Below are 21343 nucleotides of genomic sequence, written 5' to 3'. Positions count from 1 at the left end.
CCATGGAAAGCGCGCAACATGGAGCGGAAATCAACTACTTTCTAAGAGCATCAATGAAATAAAACTCATAGAATACAAAAAGCAGACCTTACATAGAAGATCTGCTTTAAATAATTTCCATCAATTAGCGCAGGGATGGTGGAGTTGCGAGCTTTCTTACGCTTGAATTAGAATAAACTCCATTTGTTTGGTTAGAAGTAGGCATTGAAAGATCCTTTTGGATGACGATACTAGAACCAAGTTGACCTTGTACCTTAAAGCCCCAATGCTGGAAGGTTTTTAGTGCATCCGTGTTCTCTTCATCAACGGTACCAAAAACAGTACGAATCCCTTGTTTCATAAGGTGACTCTCAAATACGGGAAGAAATGAGGTAGCGATCCCTTTTCCTTGATGCTTCGTATCTAACACAACATAATCCACAAAAATCGTAGGGCCGATTCTGAATCGATAACATACAAAACCAATAATCGTGTCATTGCTATCACAGACAATCATGACCTCGTTGGCCATTTTTATAATCATTTCAATCACGTTTTTACGGACTTGAAAGTTACTTACTACCATATCAACTAAAAAAGGATCATCCTTACCAGGTACCCGTTTGCGAATATACAATTATATTCCCCCTTATATTACTTTACGAAGGGAAGATATAAAGAAATAAATAGAAGATGATTCACTTCAGAAACACATAGGTTACATTAGAACATAACTATTATTTATTAAAAATCCCCCTTGCTTGTACTATATGTGCTTGTCCTTGAAAGGGGTCTGGATACCGTCCTAATTCTGGTGAAAAAGGCTCTATGTAAAAGAATGGTTTAAAAACATATAAAAGCCGAGGAAGATCCCCGGCTTTCTACCTGCTTATGCTACTTCAGGTCTTTTTTTACCTTTTTTTCTTTTCTTAAATCCTAATAGGCTACCGATTAAGCTCACTATAGACACCCCCTTCTATAAGCGAACTGTTGAGAAAAAGAACAATCAGTCATGTTTTCTTCTCTACTCTATCTTACGCAAGCTTGTCTCAATGGTTTGGACGATTCTAAAAAATGGATGCTAAAAAAAATACATTTACAAATACATACAGAGATTCGTTTATAATTTAAGAACTAGCATTAAAAAGGAGTACAGTTTATGAATGTTGAGCGCGAGCAACGAAAACAGATATTCAGAGTTTTGGAATATATTGAAGAGCATGTAGAGGATTCTTTATCATTAGAAAAACTGGCTGGCATCTCTACTTATTCTCCTTTTCACTTTCAACGGATTTTTAAAAGTATCGTTGGTGAAACACCAGCTGCCTATGTGAAAAGATTTCGATTGGAGAACGCGGCACATCGATTGATCTATGAATCCTATATCCCCATCACGCAGATTGCGATGTTGTGTGGTTTTTCTTCCTTATCCTATTTCACGTATTCTTTCCAATCTTATTTCAAAACGAGCCCGAAGAACTGGAGAGAAGGAGCTTATCTCCAGCAATTTCCTCGGGAATATGAAGATAGCAAGAAATCTAAACAAGTTCGCAACCCATCGAAAGAAAAAGAGGAGAATGCTCCTTATAATGAGTTTAAATGGCTAGATTTATCTAAAATAAGAATTGAAACTTTTCCAAACAGCGCTACGATTAAAGGTCACCACTTTGGGACATACACGAGAGGGGTTTCTGAAGCTTGGGAAGAAGTTCATAAATGGTGTGAATCAAGAAATTTAATTGATTCACATACGTTGTTTCTCGGCGTACCACGAAACAATCCATACATCACCCCTCCTGACAAATGCCGTTATGATTGTCATATTACGATCAGTGAATCAATAGCTGATTCGATCGCGTCTGATGATACGTCTAAGTTTGTTGGTGGAAAGCATGTAGTATATGAATTTGATGAACCTGTCGATTATTCAGAACGCAATCGGATAATTGACTGCTACTCTGAACTGTATAGCTATTGGCTACCAAGAAGCGGGTTTAAATATTTAAGTAATCCAGTAGAAGTCATAGAGATTCAACAGGACGGAGACACTTTAAAAAGGGAAAGTAAGATTAAAGCGATTGCCCTAGCCATTGAACCAAAATAACGAGGGGGCCATTATGGAACTAAACGGAGTGTTATTAAACACGACAGCGATTATCGCTGGGGGACTTTTATATATGATCTACGGAGGCATCTACTATTCAACGATACTCGGAAAGAAAAAGGAAAATGGTGAGACAGGACCTTTTAAATACATTTTTTCCGTAATCGTTGCCTTTATCAGTTCATTTCTTATGTCTTATCTTATCGGATTATTTGGAGCTGATAGTGCAGCAGAAGGACTCATGGTTGGGTTCATCATAGGGATCTTGATTACGATGGTCTATTATAAAAACACACTTTTCGGTTTACTGACAAGGAAGTCTTTTATCATTGCAATCGGAGACCACCTAGTGATTTTCACACTACTTGGATTGTTGCATGGATGGATGAATTAAGGATGAAGAAGCTTAGTTGATAAGCTTCTTTTTTATGTTTGTCCAATCTAAAGTTAAGTTAAGAAGGTAGATAATTTCCACTCCAGGATGCTCGCTTTCCGGGGGGCGTGCGATTCATAGAAGTATTTTTGCTCCTGCGTCTACAAGCAATGCTACCGAAGTGAGCTTCCTCGTCGCATGCCTTGCGAGATGTTTATTCAAGCACAAGGCACGCTGATCCCCCAGGAGTCTCGCACCTTGCGTTCCAATCATCTTTCAAGGATGCCTCTGAAAGTTTCTGCTTGCCACTATCTAAAAAGAGCCTTTTAAATATAAAAAAACCACTGACATAATGGAGGACCATCACATCAGTGGTTTCAAATTTTAAGATTAACGGATACCTTTCATCTTCTCTTGAATCTTAGGTGAGATGACGAATAGGATAAGTGATAACACAATCGCAGCTCCACCGATCGTACCGAAGTACATCATTTCTGTTTCTGCAGAATAGAACTTAACGATTTGTGCGTTGATCGCTTGTGCAGCTGCACTTGCTAAGAACCATAAGCTCATTGTTTGTGCAGAGAACGCTGCTGGAGCAAGCTTCGTTGTTGCAGAAAGTCCTACTGGAGACAATAGAAGCTCACCGATAACAACGATAAAGTAACTAAGCACTAACCATAATGGACTCACTAGTGAATCTTCTCCACCAAAGTAAGCAGGAAGAAGAATAACTAAGAAAGATAGTCCAGCAAATAACAAGCTTAGTGCAAATTTCTTAGGTACTGACGGTTGACGTGTACCAAGCTTTACCCACATCCATGCGAAAAGTGGAGCAAGTGTAATGATGAATAAAGGATTTAGAGATTGGAACCAAGCTGGTGAAATCTCAAGTCCTGCAAAAGTTAAATCTGTACGCTTGTCCGCATAAGCTGCAAGAATCGTTGAACCTTGTTCTTGGATCGCCCAGAACATAACAGCAGCGATGAATAGCGGGATGTAAGCAATAATACGTGAACGCTCGTCTGACGTTGTTTTTGGACTGCGATACATAACCACGAAATAGATAGTAGGAATCGCGATACCAAAAATACCAACTAGCGTAATGAATACTTCAAGTGTGAAAATACCTGCTGGGATAGTTGTTCCTAAGATAACAGCTAGTACAACTGCGGAAACACCAACGATAATTGATACTTTCTTCTTCTCAGCTGGAGTTAATGGGTTAGGCACATACGTACCTGCAAGCCCAAGATTCTTTTTCTTCGTTACAGCAAAAACAATAAGTCCTAATAACATACCAACTGCTGCGATACCGAAACCTAAGTGGAAGCTCTTTTTAGCAACTTCCCCAACGATTAATGGAGATATGAAGGCACCAAGGTTGATTCCCATGTAGAAGATAGAGAAACCTGCATCACGACGAGTATCGCCAGGAGCATAAATATCACCAACAACACTGGATACGTTAGGTTTAAGTAAACCTGTACCTAAAACGATGAAGACCATGGAAATAAACAGCATAGTCAGATCGCCTGGTAATACAGCTAGGACGATATGACCAATCATGATCAAAATACCACCATAGAATAACGCTCTTGAAGTACCAAAAATTCTGTCTGCTAACCAACCACCGATTACACCGGACATATATACGAGTGAACCATAAATGGACATGATTGCTAGTGCAGTGGACTCTTCTAAGCCTAGACCACCTTTTGAAACTTCATAGTACATGTAGTAAATAAGGATTGCACGCATTCCGTAGTAAGAAAAGCGCTCCCAAAACTCTGTGAAGAAAAGAGTGAACAAACCTTTAGGGTGTCCAAAGAATCCTTTTTGCGGGACACTATCCACAATTTTCTGTCTATTGATGTCTGACATATGACAACCTCCTCTTAGTACATTAAATATAATACTTTGAAATATTTATTATTGTCAAAAGTTTTCGGCTTATCTATTATTACAGGTTCTTATGCATACGTAAATGGAAATTACACCCTATATGGGCATAATGGCTTATATCTATGCATAAATAGGGTATAAAAAGTGTATAAAAGTAGTGCGGAAATTTACTTACGTAGTATGCTCAAAAAAATAAAAAAATTGTAAGGTGCTGGGAAAGAGGTTCAACCATTGTGTACATAGTGAAATTTTTAGTACTATAGAAGAATAAGTTTACAGGTAGTGAAAAGAGGTCTTTTTACATGAACAAAAATTCCATTTATGGATTAACGATAGAACAACTAACTGAATGGCTCGGGCAACATGGCTATAAACCATATCGCGCTTCACAAGTATGGAACTATTTATATAGAGAGCGTGTAACCACTTTTTCGGAAATGATCGATATTAAAGCTGACTGTATTGAATTATTAACCGAAAATTTTACCATTCAAACGCTTCAGGAGCATGTTAAGCAGGAAGCTTCAGATGGAACCGTGAAATTTCTTTTCAAATTGAATGATGGTAATTTGATCGAAACCGTACTGATGAGACATAAATACGGTTTATCGGTATGTGTAACCACTCAAGTCGGTTGCAACATCGGCTGCAGTTTTTGCGCAAGTGGTTTGTTAACCAAAACACGAGATCTATCAAGTGGGGAAATCGTTGAGCAAATCATGAACGTGCAGCATCATTTGGACGCTGCAGGTGAAGGAGAAAAGGTTAGCCATATCGTTGTAATGGGAATTGGTGAGCCTTTTGATAACTTCGAGAACATGATTGATTTTCTTAAAATTATGATTGACCAAAAAGGTCTAGCGATTGGATCGAGACATATTACAGTGTCTACGAGCGGGATCGTAAATAAAATGTACGAGTTTGCAGATGTGAACATTCCCGTAAATCTCGCATTATCCCTTCATGCACCGAACAATGAACTGCGTACAAAAATTATGAAGATCAACCGAGCTTTTCCTGTTGAAAAGCTGATGGATGCGATTAACTATTATATCGAGAAAACAAATCGCAGGATTACAATAGAATATATTTTATTAAAAGATGTAAATGATCATGTAGAAGAAGCCGTGGAACTCGCAGCTCTTTTCCAAGATAAAAAGAAAAAAACGTATATCAATTTGATCCCTTATAACCCAGTTGATGAACACAGCCAGTATCAGCGAAGTGACCAAGAATCGGTTCTCGCGTTTTACGATACGCTCAAGAAGAACGGAATCAACTGTAAGATTCGTCAAGAGCACGGTACAGATATCGATGCAGCTTGCGGTCAGTTGAGAAGTAAACAGATCAAGAAAGATAAAGATCGATCGATTAAGTCGTAATGGAAGACTGTTTACTCCTAAAAGTGCGTGGTGAATGGAAGTGGACAGTAAAAATGGCCAAGTGGACAGTATTTCATCGAAAGTGGACAGTAAAACTCAAAAAGTGGACAGTATTTTCTAAAAAGTCGACAGTAAGCACACTTTGAGGTGTTTGTGCGCTATCCATATGCCTGTCTACGCATTAAAAACTGCTCCTATGTAGAGATAGTTTTGTTGATGGCGACGGTAATCTGTCTGATTCGAAGATTAATCTGTCCAATCTGCACCATAATCTGTCCAATTATATATGTTAAAAGCAGCATTGAATTCGAAAACAGCCTAATAAAAAGAGACCGGTTTTTTCAACCGGTCTCTTTTTATTAAGTTGACAACTGTCAAACAATTACATATGATATTGGTAATTCAATGGAAGGGATGGTGTGTTTGTGAGCGTTGTCGTTCTTAACTAAAACAATTTGGATATCGGTTTACAAAAGAAAAAAATGAAACGGCTTGTCCGGTTTATTTGCTATGTCTTTTGTTTGCCACCAATAGTTAAGAACAGCGGTCAGATACAAGCCATCATACTCAACCCCTTGATGCTGCGGACTCTTCTTATGAGCCGATTTTTTTATGCATTTTTTAGGGTGAAGTCTATCTATGAGGCAGAAATGACATGTTCATTTCTGTCTTTTTTTATTGGCACGTTTCCTGGCCTCTGTTAAGAGGAGGGGATAAAAAACGATTTTTTAGTACTTGTTTTATGCTATTAAAAATTTTGGAGGTAGATCCATTGAATACACAAACAATGAACATGCTTGAATATAACAAAATTAAAGAACAACTTGCGTCTTTTGCATTAAATAGAGCTACAAAAGAACAAATAGAAAAGCTCCAACCTTCTTCAAACCTGTCTGTGATTCAATCGTGGATGCTCGATACGACAGAGGCAAAACGTATTTTAGAGAAGAGTGCCAGTGTTCCTATCGCTAATCTCAACGGTTTGGAGCAAGTTCTAGAGATACCAAAGAAAGGATTGAACCTAACCCCTGAACTGCTCTCACTAATATTTGGACTTTTAGAAAATGTGAGCCGAATGCAACGATTCATGAGAGACAAAACTTCTGTAGGACCTAGCGTATCTTCTTATGCGTACTCGATGTTTGACCTATGTGATTTAAAAGAGGAGATCTATCGCTGTATTCGTAACGGTGGAGTCGATGACCATGCTAGCAAAGCTTTATTAAAAGTTAGAAAAAAGATTATTGTTGTCGAAGAAAGAATTAAGTCGAAGCTCGATAACATGATGAAGTCCTCTGCTTATCGTGATATGTTACAAGATCAGATCGTTTCCATGAGAGATGGTCGTTATGTCATTCCGGTTAAGAGTAAGTACAAGCGAAATATTGACGGCCAAGTGCTGGATAGTTCTTCAAGCGGTGCTACAGTATTTATAGAGCCTCATGATATCCGAAAACTTCAAACCGAAATCAGTATGCTTAGAGCAGAAGAAGAGATTGAGATCTCTATGATTCTAGGCGTGCTCACAGGTATGGTAGCGGGGTATGAGAGAGAATTGCACATTACGATTGAAGCGATGATTCATTACGATTTTATATTTGCTAAAGCGAAGTACAGCAGGACATTAGATGCTAATGGAGTTCAGTTGAACCAAGAAAACGTGATAAGTATCATAAACGGCAAACATCCGTTGATTGGTGAAAAATGTGTTCCATTACATTTTAATTTAGGAAAAAGTTATCAGTCATTGGTGATCACAGGTCCTAATACAGGAGGAAAAACGGTAGCCATTAAAACAGTAGGTTTATTAACGTTAATGGTTCAAACAGGGCTCCATGTACCTGTTGATGAAGATAGTGAATTTGCCGTATTCAGAGACGTTTTTGTTGATATTGGGGACGGGCAAAGTATCGAACAATCCTTAAGTACGTTTTCTTCCCATATGACGACGATCATCTCTATTTTAAAAGATGCAGGACCACAAGATCTAGTCATCTTAGATGAACTAGGTGCAGGAACGGATCCTTCTGAAGGAATGGGGCTTGCCGTTGCTATCCTTGAAAGATTGTACAGCAAAGGAAGTATGATCTTAGCCACCACTCATTATAGTGAAATAAAAGAATTTGCTGCCGTTACACCTGGATTTGAAAATGGATCGATGGAATTTAATCTTGAGACGCTTCAGCCTACGTATTCTTTAATTATCGGTAAAGCTGGTAAGAGTCAGGCCTTCTCGATCGCAAAAAAGTTGGGGATGGACGATGAAATTATCCACCGTGCACAACAGGTGACCCAAAATAATAGTTATCCACATGTGGACAAAGATAGAGATGTTAAGTTTTCCACAGCACAATATGGAGAGCTAGCTAGTTTGAGAGAAAAGGCAAAAGCAAATGTTAAAAAACAGCATGTAAATATACAAAAAAACACAGTGCATCCTGAGGACGTTTTTCATATCGGTGATCGCGTGTTTGTATCAAGTCTTAAAGCAGCAGGAATTGTGTACAAATTAGAGAATGATCACGGTGAACTAGGTGTTTTAGTTGGAGAAAATAAACATATCATTCATAAAAAGCGCCTTAAACTCCATATTGAGAGTAAAATGCTGTATCCAGACAATTATGATATGGACATTGTTTTTGAGTCAAAGGAAAATAGAAAAAAGGATAACGCTATGAAAAAGCGTCATGTTGAAGGCCTTTCTATCGATAGGGAAGATCACTAAGTGAGGGAGATAAATGAAGAACTCAGTCACATGTAAAACGATAAGCATGATGGAACTAACGGATGATTTCCTAAATGGATTCCAACCGATATCAGCAAACAAAGCAGGTTTGGTATGTAGAGGATAAAATCTACAAAATGAAGGATGATTATTTTATTGATGATTGGTCTCACGAAAGGAAGTTACAGGTCATTCAGGAGTTAAGAAAATGTGTAAGCAGCGGGGGAGTAGTTGCTGCAGCATGGCTAGAGAAGCAGTTAGTAGGATTTGCGAATGTTGAAAGTGAACGCTTTGGTTCCGATGCGCAATATGTAGAGCTGCCTTACCTACATGTCTCAAATGATGTGAGGGGTATGGGGATAGGGAAGAAGCTTTTTGCTTTATGCTGCCAAGAAGCGAAGAGGCTAGGTGGTAAGAAACTTTATATAGCAGCGCATCCGTCTATTGAATCACAATCGTTTTATCGCGCTGTAGGGTGTTCACCTGCAGAAGAAGTGAATGAGCGTATTTTCAAAAGAGAACCATTAGATATTCAACTTGAAAGAGTCCTATAACAAAGGGAAAGAGACATCTACGTAGTGCTAGATGTCTCTTTTTCAATTACAATCTCTTCAGTTACAGCTTCCTCGATGTCTGAAGCAATATCTATCGCTTTTACAAAATGATGGTCGCAACGAATGCTTTTTAGTGTTATATCATTGGCACGATGCGGTCCTCCGTATACTTTTACTGCAGGTCCAGAGGTTGTAAAATCTTTTACCACAACATCGTTTAAGATTACGTTACGAGCGCGATATTGAATGGCGATTAGCGGGTGTCCATCATAGTTATATGTGAGATCACCGAGTACGGTTAAACCATTGATAACGACATGGTTATATCCTGATATCACTAGGCTGCGAGGTGTTGAATCTTCGTAGAGCTCTGTATATATAGGAGCGATGCTAAAGAGATTAGTAGCTGAGATATGATGAGCTGTTTTCGATTCTGGATCTATATCCTTATGATGGCCGATATGACGAAAATTGTAGGACCGGTTATCGTTCACCGATAGATGACCATAGATGTGTACATTTGTAGCAGCAGAAGCGTTATGATGTGCTTTAATCTCAACACCTCCAAAGCAACGCGCTGTTGAATTGTTCAAAAGCCAAACATTATGAGAACCGTCATCGATTTCAATGCCATTAGAGTTGGAGAATCCTTTTCTATGAGACCTGCCACTCGGATCACTCATATGGGAATTGGAGATAAAGATATATTCGCTATGGTGTGTCGTAATCCCATCATCACCAAAACCATAACCGTTGAGATTGTCTAACCAGATGTATTTACTTCCTCCTCTTGAACGAGTCCCGTCCCCAAGGTAAGTATATAGGGAAGAGGACACATCAAACCCGTGTAGCCCTGGATTAACAGCTTCTATGTCAAACATCCAGCCATAAGTGACGTTTGCGAAGGTTAAACAGCTCGATCGATTGTTCCCTGCACTTGTTTTTTCTTCAGGATCAAGCCGTTCTAGGTTCCAATCCAGCGTCATCCCTTTTACCGCTATGTTTCGGTTACCTTTCAAATGATTCTTGTTCGTAATCAGCCATTCTGCTTTAGGGCAATCATCATGTAGTTTGAGGATCGTTTTTCCTTTTCCTTCCCCTATAAGAATCGTCCACGAAGGCAATTTAATGCCTTTTGTTACATATTTTCCTTCTGGGATACGTACGATGACTCTTCCTTTACCGATTGCTTTCTTAAAAGCCTCCGTATTATCTGTTATTCCGTCTCCAACTGCTCCATAGTCTGCTACGTTTACTTCCTCTTTTATATAACGATAAAGGATCTCGTACTGGCCATTTAACTTCGAGATCCACCTTGGATAAATACGATCTTGTTCATCTTTATCCCAATCGGTAGTTTCGACGTCTTTGTAGCGAACTTTCTTTATTACCATACTTTTTGTTGCATATTTGAACCATTCAATAGAATTTCTATTCTGTTTTCTATGTTTTTTTAGTGAATCTTTGAACAGATTCTCTGAAGTTTTTAAATCAATAGATTCTGTATGTGCGTGTTTCTTTCGCAATTGTTTTATTAAGTTTTTGTTTGTAAGTGGATTATGTTGTTTATCTAATGAAAGCATCAGTTCGATCACCTCGATTGTATAAGATAAATTATAATTCATGATTTCCCTATCTGAAATAATATAATCAGCATGTAATGAGTAGGGAAGAGGCATTGTAAAAACCTATTTTTTGAATGTAAACAAAAATGTTTGCAAGTTTACAAATACGTTTGCAATTGTTTGCTTGTTTGTTTGCAAGTTTACAAAACTGTTTACTTGTTGGTGTATAAGGGTTTGTGGAGGATTAAGTGGTTTGTTTGCAACTGTGTTTACAAGTTTACAGAAAATGTTTGCGTGTTTACAAATGTATTAAAAAGAAAAATAGGCATTGTTTAATTTCAATTAACCCTCTAATCTATTTATATAGAAACAAAATAATGATTTGAAAAAGAAAGGATGTACGCCCATGAGTAATTCTAGAATTGCTGCAGTTGATGTAGGTAACGATTCACTAAAAGGAATTTTCGGTACATTAGAACATGAATTAAACATCCCTAACGTAATTGCTAGAGATATTGAGGATCGTCCTGTAATCGGGATTGAGGAGTTAGACAGCAAAGATCCTTTAGAAGGCATACATATTAGAGTTCACTCCCCTGCCCTTAAAGAAAACAATGTGATTTATCGTGTTGGTCAGCTTGCTGCTAAGAGCGATAATTCTACTGAATTAGATCCAGGAAGCAGTAAATCAGAAGAAGATCAAACATTGATCATGCTTTTCGCTGCATTAGCTCTTGATGCTGTAAATGAAGATAATGCTAAAACATTCACTAAAAACAACAATGTGATTGATACAAGTTATATTTTAGGGACAGGCCTTCCTCTACGCGAAGTAAAAGAAGGTAAGGACGCGGGTTACCGTTCAAAACTATTAGGATCTGTTCACCAAGTAGAATTCCTAGTAACGCCTAAATACCAAGGAATTAAAGTAAACTTAAAGTTTGAAGAAGTTAAAGTGTATCCAGAAGGTTTCGCAGCTTTTATTAACCTTGTTATGGATAACGATCTAAATATTACTAATAAAGATCTGATCGATAAACCAATTCTTATTCAAGATATTGGCGGTCTATCTACAGATATCGCAGTTATCAAGAATAGAAACGTTGATGATGATAAAGCTCAAGGCTTTAACCTTGGTGTTTCTGAAGCGCTAGAACAAATTAGAGAAGAAATCCGCTCTAAGCATGGCGTGGAATTAGACAGCCGACGTGATGTAGTAGATATCATTACGAAAAAGACGAACCGCAACCACATCATGGTTCGTGGTAGCCGTACGAGTGTTCATGACATTACAGATCGTATTTTAGTAGACCTAGCGAAAAAGCAATACCGTCTTCTTCGCAACGTTTGGCAAAAGAATTCGCAAACTGAAATCTGCTATTTTGTAGGTGGAGGATCTGCCGTACTTAAAGATTATATTAAGACGCTAAACAATAACCTGGATGGCTACAACATCGACTTTTTTGAAGATGAAAAAGAAAGCATCTGGATGATGGCAAACGCTTATTATAAGCTGATCTCTGATCACTTAAGAAGAACTGCGCCTAAAGAGAAAAAGAGCGAGGATAAAGACAAAAAAGCCGTTAAAGCTTAAACAAGGGTGATGAAATGGACAAAAAAGCATCCAATGAGATTACAAGAGGTAAAACGATTGCTTTTCGTATCCCCTCTGACACCCCAGATCACGTCATCAAGCAGCTTCAAAAGCTAAAAGAGACGGAGAGGCGCAATTTTTCGAGCAAGATCTCAGAGTATGTCCTTCAAGGTGTTGGGCAAGACATCCAAAGAGATCGAGAGACGATTACAGTACCGTTGCCGAAAAATTTAAGTAAGATGCAGCGTGATTGGTTGAAGCATGAACATTCAGAGGCCTTGTTAGGCAATATTTTGTATCAGCTCATATCTAATCCTGTAAGAACAGCATCTTTACTTGCAGCTTTAAACAGCAATGCAACCGATATTGACCAAGCTCTATATCTTCAAGAAGATGTACCGCGCGATGTGAATTCATTGGATCAGTACGAAAATCCACTTGAAACCGAACACTCAACTGATGATTTTGACGATGATGACCTCAGTCAATTCGATTGGAACAGTGCAAAGCGAGATGAGCCTGAAGAAAAGGAAGAAACACAAAGTCCCGAGCAGGAAATGGAAGATCTGCTTGGGGATTTCCTTGCACATATGAATAAGTAACTAGAGAGCGCAGCTGAATCCTCAGCTGCGTTTTTTTATGATGATGAGCTTTTATTAGTTATTCGGGGGTATGTGAGAGAAATAGGTAGGCGTAATTTGTCGAGGATTGTAAACTTGCGGATAAACGACTAAAACTTTTGGATTGAGCGACTAATCTCGTGGATTAACAGCCGAAATTTCTGGATTGGGTCGCTAAACTTCTGGATTGAAATGAAATAATACCCCTCTATGTATATAAAACGATAAGTTTCGGTACACGAAACAGTAACTATTTCCACTTTAAAGGAGTAGAACTTTTATTAAAAACCAGTTTGCTTCCAACACAGGTAGGGAAAGGTCTCTTTGTGATGTGAAAATACATAAAGAGAGGATTAGTTATATGAGCGATCAGAATAAAGTGAACGGCAATAGCAAAAATGAACAGCTGGAACAGTATCGTGCAGATGACAAAGGCAAAAAATTAACGACCAATCAAGGGTTAAAAGTTGCTGAAGACGAATTCTCGCTTAAAGCGGGAGAACGTGGTCCTACACTTATGGAAGATTTTCATTTTCGGGAAAAAATGACTCACTTTGACCATGAAAGAATACCAGAGCGTATCGTACATGCTCGTGGGTTCGCAGCTCATGGTGAGTTTGAATTATATGAGTCTTTAGGAGAATTTACAAAAGCGGATTTCTTAAATGACACCTCTAAAAAAACACCAACGTTCGTACGTTTTTCGACCGTAGCTGGTTCACGTGGATCTGCTGAAACGGTGCGTGACGCGCGCGGTTTTGCAACAAAGTTTTATACAGAAGAAGGAAACTACGATCTTGTCGGAAACAATATTCCGGTTTTCTTCATTCAAGATGCAATCAAGTTCCCTGATCTTGTTCATGCGTTAAAACCAGAACCGCATAACGAGATGCCGCAAGCAGCAAGCGCACATGATACGTTTTGGGATTTTGTAGCCAATAATCAAGAGTCCGCGAATATGGTAATGTGGGCGATGTCAGACCGAGCGATTCCGAGAAGCTTTCGTATGATGGAAGGGTTCGGCGTTCATACGTTCAGACTTGTGAATGACGAAGGAAAAGCGCATTTTGTGAAGTTTCACTGGAAGCCAGTCTTAGGAACACATTCACTCGTATGGGATGAAGCACAAAAGATCTCAGGGAAAGATCCGGATTTTCACCGCAGAGATCTATGGGAATCCATTGAAAATGGGGATTACCCTGAGTATGAGCTAGGACTTCAAATTATTGCAGAAGAAGATGAATTTAACTTTGATTTTGATATCTTAGATCCGACGAAATTGTGGCCAGAAGAAGATGTGCCGGTAAAACTTGTCGGCAAGATGACGTTGAACCGAAACGTGGATAACGTGTTTGCCGAAACGGAGCAGGTCGCTTTTCATCCTGGTCATGTTGTACCGGGAATCGATTTTTCAAACGATCCTCTTCTACAAGGACGCTTATTCTCCTATACAGATACACAACTGTCTCGTCTTGGAGGACCGAACTTCCATGAGCTTCCGATCAATCGACCTGTTTGTCCTTTTCATAACAATCAGCGTGATGGAATATCTCGACAGACGATCAACAGAGGGCAAGTGAGCTATCATAAGAATTCGCTTGCAGCGAACACACCTTCACCTACTCCAGAAGCTGAAGGTGGATATGTTCATTATCAAGAAAAAGTGGACGGAAGAAAGATCAGAGGACGAAGCGAGAGTTTTAAAGACCATTTCTCACAAGCCACTCTATTCTGGAACAGTATGAGCGAGCCGGAAAAACAGCATCTTAAGAATGCTTTTAGCTTTGAGCTCGGTAAAGTGAAGAGTAAATCTGTACAACAACAAGTCGTAGATATGTTTGGAAATGTGAGCTTGGAGCTTGCGACTGCTTTTGCAGAAGCGATCAATGCCGTACCTCCTCAAGGAGAAGAATCTTCCGTTACGAAGTCTTCACCTGCTCTAAGTCAGCTGAATACGGTTAAAAGCCCAAAAACAAGAAAAGTAGGAGTCATTGTTGGGTCAACTGTGAGTGGTGAAGTAGCAGAAATCCTGCAATCTTTAAAGAGCAGTGGTATTCAAGGTGAATGTATCAGTGATAAGTTAGGAAAACGAACGGCGGATGATGGGTCTGAGCTAGAGGTCATGCATACGTTCTTAACGGCGACTTCCGTTATCTTTGATGCTATTTATGTGGTAGGTGGAAGTGATGGTACTACGTTTAAGAAGAATGCCTTGCACTTCGTTAATGAAGCCTTCGCGCATTTTAAACCGATTGGTGGTACTCATGAAGGTCTTCAGTGGCTAAAAGAAGCAGAACTAGCTGGAGAACCGGGTGTTGTAAGTGGTGAAGGAAAAGATGAGTTTGTAAAAAACTTTACTGAAGCTATTTCCGTACATCGTCATTGGAATCGCCAAGTATAAGGATTTAAAGAACAGTGGGCAAAGTGTTCACTGTTCTTTTTTAATGTTCTAAGAATGAAAAAATGGCAACGATACAAACTACATATGAATCGAACATGAAGGAGAGTTCATATGTATAAAAAAATGCTAAGTATGATTATGGTGCTTGCAATAACGGTTCCTATTTTAACAACACCATTAACAGCAGAAGCCAAATCAAAGCAAAGAGTTCAAGGACCGTGTTATAGCCAGAACGCGATTGATTTGTATTCTTTGCAAAGAAGGCTGTGGAAAGACCATGTTTATTGGACGAGATCCTACATTGTTAGCGCTACTGAAGGAGCTAAGGATCAAGAGGCTGTATTAAAGAGACTGTTGCAGAATCAAACCGATATCGGTAACTCCATCAAGCCCTATTACGGAGATAAAGCCGGGAACGAACTCGGGAAATTATTAACAGAGCATATTGTCATCGCGGGGCAGTTAGTAGATGCGGTGAAAAAAGGCGATACGGCGAAAGCAGAGAAAATCAATAAAGATTGGTATCGAAACGCTGATGATATCGCTAAATTCATGAATAAAGCGAATCCAAACTGGTCAGAACAACAAGTAAAAGAAATGCTATACACACATTTAAAATATGTGACAGATGAAGCTGCAGCAAGGCTTAAAAAAGATTATGCTGGAGAGATCGTGATCTTTGATAAGAACAAAAATCATATGGTGATGTTTGCCGATGAAATAACGAATGGCATCATGAAGCAGTTTCCAGACTCATTTAGAACGTCATAAGAAAAAGCCTCTCGAGATTGAGAGGCTTTTCGCTATTTATCCGTCTTTTTGTCCTTTTTATTGATCTCTTTTTGATCAATGGTACCTTGATTGAACGTATCGTTGATCTGCTCGTGAACGGTTTCTAATTCCTTATCTGTTTTTGATTTGTTTTTTTTATGAAGTTCAAAGTTTTTCTCTGCGATGTCTTCGGATTGCTTTTGTTTATCTGTCTTGTCGCTCATGAATGAATACCTCCTATTTTAGAAAAAGGGTCTACTTATCCTTTTCCCCCTCAGTTTTCCCTGAAACATGCTGAATTAAAATAAGCCTTATCCGATGATGGACAAGGCTTGTTTTTGACAAGGCTGCTTAAGCGTATATTTTAGTCCTTGAAAGTGGTGGATTTCCGCTCCAGGTTGCACGCTTTCCACGGGGCGAACGGTGAGCCTCCTGCCGCGTTGCGCCATTAGGAGTCTCCACCTGACCGCTCGTCCCGTAGGAGTCGGTAACCTTATGCTACAATCAACTTGCAAAAGATGAGAAAAAACAATTATAAGCTACTGACTTTTAGTAGTAACCTATTAAAAGAAATCAAGGAAAGCTGCGGGCTTGTTTGTAATGATTTCTTCAAAACGATCAACGTCTTCTTGTTTTCCTTTGATTTTGCCGCATGAAAATAAAAACTGGGGCTTTTGTGAGCCTAAAAGAGCAGCTGCTAACGTTTGTACATCCATTACTAATGCTTCTGCTCCCGTTTTTGAATCTCTTGTAACACCATCTTCATCGATAGTGAACGTACCGTTGTTCCATTCAGCTTTTTCATCCGTTATAGATAGAGTAAGTCCACCTTCCATGTTTTTAAAAGGATATTGCTTTAAAAAGTTTTCAACATCTACAATTCGTGCCATGAAGTATGGATAGTGCTCTTGGTTGATGCGCGGATTGTTAATTAAAAACGGAAGCTGATCATCGGATGGCGCTACTATCTTTACTTTGTCCACCATCGAATCATGCTGACAGATAAAATTCCATAAAGCTCGACGCGCATCATCGTTTACATAGATAAACTCTTGAACATCGAGCAATTTATCTGCTACCTTGCAGCATAAATATCCCTTTGGTACTCCGTTTTCATCCTTATACAGGATACGGTTGTAGCCTTCTGTGAACACATGATTGTTCCACCAATAGTCTGAGCGCACAAGCAGATGATTGTATGAACGGAACCATCCTTCATAAACCGTATTCAGTAAGTCGTTTCCGTCTTCTTCAGATAACCTTGAAATCGTTCCAGAAACATCTTCATAACGGACGAGATCGCTTTTGTTTAGTGTGTATTTGTTCAATGAGGCAGTAAGCTCCCAGCCGAACCGACGATAGAATTGAATATTGAAAGGATGCAGAAAGCTGATACTTTGGCCATTTTCTTTCATCCTAATAAGCGCTTGTTGTAATAGGCGGGTGACTGACCCTTTTCTGCGATGCTCTGGCCATGTAGCTACACCTGCAATTCCACCCATTGAAAAGCGCTGGTTTTCAATAGAGATTTCTAGAGAATGAATGTGAAGTTTAGAAATAAGCTCTTCGTTTTCAAACTCTCCCCAAATTTCTTGTCTCTTCATCATTTCATAACGTTTTGGCAGATCCTCTTTCTTTACGATGTACTGAAAGGCATATTGAGAAAGCTGTATGGATTTTTCAAATTCTGTTTCTGACAATACTCTACGTTCCATTTTGATGACCTCCCTTTCCTCCTTCATAGTACAAGTTAGATATGAAGGTTGAAAAGAATTTCGATGAAAAAATTTTTGGTCTTTGTTTTTAACACTAAGAGCATCAATAAATCGCAGTAAATAAAAATGTTAGTATGTATATAGAAGTGAAAAATAATGGATATTTATAAAAACTATCGAAATTATATTCATTTGGAGTTATAATTATAAACTGTTGTGCATAATCACAACGTTGAAGCGAGGATCAGCATGCGTATTCATAAATATATAAGTTTAACGGGTTTTTGTTCTAGAAGAGAGACGAATCGGCTATTGAAGAGTGGCCGGATTTCTATAAATGGTGAGATTGCAAATAAAGATAGTTTTGTACATGAGATGGATACTGTCCTTATTGATGGTAAAGTAATTCCTCAAAAAGCGTCAGCAATCTACCTCGCTTTTAACAAACCAGTTGGAGTCACGACCACATCAAATCCTGATATTGATGGAAACATTCTAGAATATATCGATATGTCGGAGCGTGTTTTTGCTGTTGGTAGGTTAGATAAAGCCTCCCAAGGTTTGATTCTATTAACGAATGATGGAGAGCTGGCAAATCGGATTTCACAATCTGATTATGGTCATGAGAAAGAATATGAAGTGACAGTCGATCAACCTGTTACCGAATTGTTTCTTCAAAAAATGGCTCAAGGTGTTCTCATCTTAAATGCTGTAACCATACCTGCGAAAACAGAGCTTGTAAGCAAGTTTGTTTTTAGAATCACGCTTACCCAAGGATTAAACAGGCAGATTCGACGTATGTGTAAAACGCTAGGATACGAAGTAGAGAAATTAGAGCGTATACGCATTATGAATATACACCTTCATGCATTGGAAACTGGGAAGTGGCGGTACTTAAGGGATGACGAGCTTAGTGACCTAAAAAAAGGTTTAGAGATTTAGTGAAAAAGGAAAGAAACACTAGGATTTTATAAAAAAACTAGCATTTCTTACAATATTGCGAAAATTGTAGAATCAACATATACTTGGAAATGGAAAGTGTATGAAAGCGCTTTACATCGTAGGAAGAGAGGCATAAGATTATGGGTTTACCAAAACAACAGATTGATGATCAAATGAAACAAACAAGTTCTAGTCGATTAATGAAATTTATAGTACCATCACTGGTTGGAATATTTTTATTTATGATTCCTATCTCATATGATGGGGAAATTACCATTCCTGTAGCGATTTTAGCAGGGATGTTGCAGGATGGAATAGGTCCACATATTCCGAAGATCATGACGGCTATCATAGCGATTACGGTCATTGGATCTTTAGGAACATACTTGTTTAAGCCTAAAGCAATCGTAAATAAACCGTTTTTAAATACATTGTTCAATGTGAATATCGTATGGCAATTGATTCGTTTAGTAGGATTGATTTTTGCTGTGATGACGTTGTTCAAGCTTGGGCCGGAAGCGGTATGGTCCGAAAATACAGGGCAGCTTCTGCTTTTTGATTTGATTCCTGTATTGTTTTCTGTGTTCTTATTTGCAGGACTGTTCTTACCTTTGTTATTCAACTTCGGCTTGTTAGAGCTTTGTGGAGCTATGCTCGTTAAGGTGATGCGTCCAGTTTTCAAACTGCCTGGGCGATCTTCTATCGATTGCTTAGCATCATGGCTTGGGGATGGAACGATCGGTGTTCTATTAACGAACAAACAGTATGAAGAGGGATATTATACGAAGCGTGAGGCAGCTGTAATCGGTACAACATTTTCTGTCGTATCTATTACATTCGCGATTGTTGTTCTTGCTCAAGTAGATTTGGCTCATATGATCGTTCCGTATTATTTAACGGTCGTTTTAGCAGGGTTAGTTTGTGCGATTATTATCCCACGCATCCCACCTTTGTCCAGAAAGCCTGATACGTATTATGAGGGCGCAAAAGAAAACGTGGCAGATGAAGTGATTCCTGAAGGTCAGACACCTTTTCGATTTGGTCTTAAAAAGGCGGTTGAACGCGCTGATCAAAATAAAAAGGCTGCACCGTTAGTGAAAGAAGGAATTCAAAACGTACTTGATATGTGGATGGGCGTTGTACCGATCGTAATGGCAATCGGAACATCTGCATTGATGGTCGCAGAGTTCACACCTTTCTTCACGTACCTTGGAGCACCTTTTGTACCGATCTTAGAGTTACTGCAAGTTCCTTATGCATCAGATGCAGCACAGACGATCGTAATCGGATTTGCGGATATGTTCCTTCCTTCTATCATTGGAGCAGGTATTGAAAGTGAGCTGACTCGATTCGTAATCGCGGCAATGTCAGTTATTCAATTGATCTATATGTCTGAAGTTGGCGGTCTGCTATTAGCTTCTAAGATTCCTGTTAACTTTAAAGAACTAGTTATCATCTTTTTCTTACGTACTTTCATCTCACTTCCGATTGTTGTGGGAATGGCACATCTTATGTTTTAAAAGAAAAGCTGCTCAGAGGAATGTTCCTCTAAGCAGCTATTTTTGTGTTATAGAAGCTCTTGTATATGTTTTTCAATCGTTTCAGGCTTGTCCGTTGGGGCAAAACGCTTAACAACTTGTCCATTTCGATCTACTAAAAATTTTGTGAAGTTCCATTTGATCGCTTTAGATCCTAAGATTCCTGGTGCTTCGGCGGCTAAGTATTTAAATAGGGGATGCGCTTCATCACCGTTTACGTCTACTTTTGCGAACATCGGAAAGTTAACGCCATAGTTCAACTCGCAGAACTCCATGATCTCATCACTGGATCCTGGTTCTTGAGCTCCGAATTGGTTACATGGAAATCCAAGCACGGATAATCCTTGTTCTTTATGGCTTTCGTAAATGGATTGAAGACCTTTGTACTGAGGGGTAAAACCGCATTTACTTGCCGTATTTACAATTAAGAGCACATCACCTTTGTATGAGTCTAGATCGGTTTTCTCGCCTTTGATCGTTTCAACTGAAAAATCGTATACAGACATTTTCTCAAGCTCCTTATTTTTTGTATTTTTTATTTAGTTTAACGGTAAATGGAACGGCTTTCACTGAAAATGCTCGAAGTGGTAAAATAAGGAGTTAACTTAAAAGGAGGAAGATAAAATGGACGCAGTGTTTCATGTGGAACATCAGGTTTTTAATTATCGTGTAGGTGCGGTAATGATTAAAGAAGGTCGAGTCCTCATGCATCGAGCAAAAACGGAGACAAACTGGTCATTGCCGGGTGGACGGGTGAAGCTCGGAGAAGATGCCAAGATGAGCTTAAAGCGAGAGATGAAAGAAGAACTGGATTTGAACGTGACGGTTGATGGTTTCATATGGACAGTTGAAAACTTTTTTACATATGCAGAAAAAGAGATACACGAGGTTGGATTATATTTTAAGATCACAGATGAAAACCCGTTGCCACTTCATGATGGTGAAGAATTTACCGTGTTAGAAGCAGATCGGCTTGTTTTTAAATGGGTATCATTAGAGGATTTGAATGAGTATGTGCTGCATCCCCAAGTGGTGAAAGAAAAGCTGATAGAAGGTTCATTTGAGCCGGATTATTTCTTAGTAGACCAATCATAACGAGTTGGTATGCGTTCTTAACAGAAGCGTTAATGAAGAAAAAAGGTAAGTAGCGAGGTTAACGAGTGTTTAACCGTTTT

The 21343-nt window shown here is 38.9% G+C and carries 18 protein-coding genes; 12 read left to right on the top strand and 6 right to left on the bottom strand.

Features of this window, described 5'->3' with window-relative positions; all coding sequences use genetic code 11:
* Nucleotides 1–124: 124 nt before the first annotated feature.
* Nucleotides 125–616 carry a GNAT family N-acetyltransferase gene (locus tag IHV11_RS15505; protein ID WP_197132848.1) on the bottom strand — a complete coding sequence of 164 codons (492 nt, stop codon included), beginning with the start codon at nt 614–616 and terminating at the stop codon, nt 125–127.
* Between the two features lie 522 nt (nt 617–1138).
* Between IHV11_RS15505 and IHV11_RS15500 the strand changes: the two genes are divergently transcribed.
* Complete coding sequence (locus IHV11_RS15500) at nt 1139–2083, top strand: AraC family transcriptional regulator (protein ID WP_197195419.1); 945 nt, start codon at nt 1139–1141, stop codon at nt 2081–2083.
* A gap of 13 nt (nt 2084–2096) precedes the next feature.
* The gene (locus IHV11_RS15495) at nt 2097–2477 is read left to right on the top strand and encodes a DUF1761 domain-containing protein (RefSeq protein WP_197195418.1); all 381 of its coding nucleotides are present in this window, start codon (nt 2097–2099) and stop codon (nt 2475–2477) included.
* A gap of 369 nt (nt 2478–2846) precedes the next feature.
* Here IHV11_RS15495 and IHV11_RS15490 read toward each other — a convergent pair whose 3' ends face one another.
* Nucleotides 2847–4340 (bottom strand): peptide MFS transporter, encoded by a 1494-nt coding sequence (locus IHV11_RS15490; RefSeq protein ID WP_197195417.1) that lies wholly within the window; start codon nt 4338–4340, stop codon nt 2847–2849.
* 323 nt (nt 4341–4663) lie between these two features.
* Between IHV11_RS15490 and rlmN the strand changes: the two genes are divergently transcribed.
* The 3 genes from rlmN to IHV11_RS15475 all read left to right on the top strand — a co-directional run bounded on the left by rlmN (nt 4664) and on the right by IHV11_RS15475 (nt 9022).
* Nucleotides 4664–5743, top strand: a complete 1080-nt coding sequence (gene rlmN / locus IHV11_RS15485) for a 23S rRNA (adenine(2503)-C(2))-methyltransferase RlmN (RefSeq protein ID WP_197195416.1) — start codon at nt 4664–4666, stop codon at nt 5741–5743.
* A 772-nt stretch (nt 5744–6515) separates the two neighbouring features.
* On the top strand, nt 6516–8468 hold the full coding sequence (locus IHV11_RS15480; protein WP_197195415.1) for an endonuclease MutS2: 1953 nt from the start codon (nt 6516–6518) through the stop codon (nt 8466–8468).
* A 74-nt stretch (nt 8469–8542) separates the two neighbouring features.
* A complete protein-coding gene (locus IHV11_RS15475) occupies nt 8543–9022 on the top strand; it encodes a GNAT family N-acetyltransferase (protein WP_197195414.1) in 480 nt (159 codons plus the stop codon).
* A gap of 17 nt (nt 9023–9039) precedes the next feature.
* Here IHV11_RS15475 and IHV11_RS15470 read toward each other — a convergent pair whose 3' ends face one another.
* A complete protein-coding gene (locus IHV11_RS15470; protein ID WP_231620348.1) occupies nt 9040–10647 on the bottom strand; it encodes a glycoside hydrolase family 55 protein in 1608 nt (535 codons plus the stop codon).
* 346 nt (nt 10648–10993) lie between these two features.
* Between IHV11_RS15470 and IHV11_RS15465 the strand changes: the two genes are divergently transcribed.
* From IHV11_RS15465 to IHV11_RS15450, 4 genes are all read left to right on the top strand, one after another.
* Nucleotides 10994–12181 (top strand): ParM/StbA family protein, encoded by a 1188-nt coding sequence (locus IHV11_RS15465; RefSeq protein WP_066399370.1) that lies wholly within the window; start codon nt 10994–10996, stop codon nt 12179–12181.
* 14 nt (nt 12182–12195) lie between these two features.
* The gene (locus tag IHV11_RS15460; protein WP_197195413.1) at nt 12196–12783 is read left to right on the top strand and encodes a hypothetical protein; all 588 of its coding nucleotides are present in this window, start codon (nt 12196–12198) and stop codon (nt 12781–12783) included.
* Between the two features lie 379 nt (nt 12784–13162).
* A complete protein-coding gene (locus IHV11_RS15455; RefSeq protein ID WP_197195412.1) occupies nt 13163–15202 on the top strand; it encodes a catalase in 2040 nt (679 codons plus the stop codon).
* Between the two features lie 111 nt (nt 15203–15313).
* Complete coding sequence (locus IHV11_RS15450) at nt 15314–15973, top strand: glycosyltransferase (RefSeq protein ID WP_197195411.1); 660 nt, start codon at nt 15314–15316, stop codon at nt 15971–15973.
* A gap of 32 nt (nt 15974–16005) precedes the next feature.
* Here the strand turns inward: IHV11_RS15450 and IHV11_RS15445 are convergent, their stop codons facing one another.
* Together IHV11_RS15445 and IHV11_RS15440 are read right to left on the bottom strand one after the other, a co-directional pair.
* Nucleotides 16006–16197 (bottom strand): DUF4025 domain-containing protein, encoded by a 192-nt coding sequence (locus IHV11_RS15445; protein ID WP_197195410.1) that lies wholly within the window; start codon nt 16195–16197, stop codon nt 16006–16008.
* 339 nt (nt 16198–16536) lie between these two features.
* On the bottom strand, nt 16537–17688 hold the full coding sequence (locus IHV11_RS15440; protein WP_197195409.1) for a GNAT family N-acetyltransferase: 1152 nt from the start codon (nt 17686–17688) through the stop codon (nt 16537–16539).
* Nucleotides 17689–17937: 249 nt separating this feature from the next.
* Here IHV11_RS15440 and IHV11_RS15435 point away from each other — a divergent pair, with 249 nt between their 5' ends.
* Nucleotides 17938–18630, top strand: a complete 693-nt coding sequence (locus IHV11_RS15435) for a pseudouridine synthase (protein WP_197195408.1) — start codon at nt 17938–17940, stop codon at nt 18628–18630.
* A gap of 140 nt (nt 18631–18770) precedes the next feature.
* Nucleotides 18771–20150 (top strand): YjiH family protein, encoded by a 1380-nt coding sequence (locus tag IHV11_RS15430; protein ID WP_231620347.1) that lies wholly within the window; start codon nt 18771–18773, stop codon nt 20148–20150.
* A gap of 47 nt (nt 20151–20197) precedes the next feature.
* Here the strand turns inward: IHV11_RS15430 and IHV11_RS15425 are convergent, their stop codons facing one another.
* On the bottom strand, nt 20198–20674 hold the full coding sequence (locus IHV11_RS15425) for a glutathione peroxidase (RefSeq protein ID WP_197195407.1): 477 nt from the start codon (nt 20672–20674) through the stop codon (nt 20198–20200).
* A gap of 118 nt (nt 20675–20792) precedes the next feature.
* Between IHV11_RS15425 and IHV11_RS15420 the strand changes: the two genes are divergently transcribed.
* Entirely contained in the window at nt 20793–21263 is a 471-nt protein-coding gene (locus IHV11_RS15420) for an NUDIX hydrolase (RefSeq protein ID WP_197195406.1), read from the top strand.
* Nucleotides 21264–21343 lie beyond the last annotated feature (80 nt).

The sequence above is a fragment of the Fictibacillus sp. 26RED30 genome (assembly GCF_015903845.1).
Lineage (GTDB): Bacteria > Bacillota > Bacilli > Bacillales > Fictibacillaceae > Fictibacillus > Fictibacillus phosphorivorans.
The sequence above is the reverse complement of the archived record's forward strand: the minus strand, read 5'-3'. Positions and strand labels throughout refer to the sequence as shown.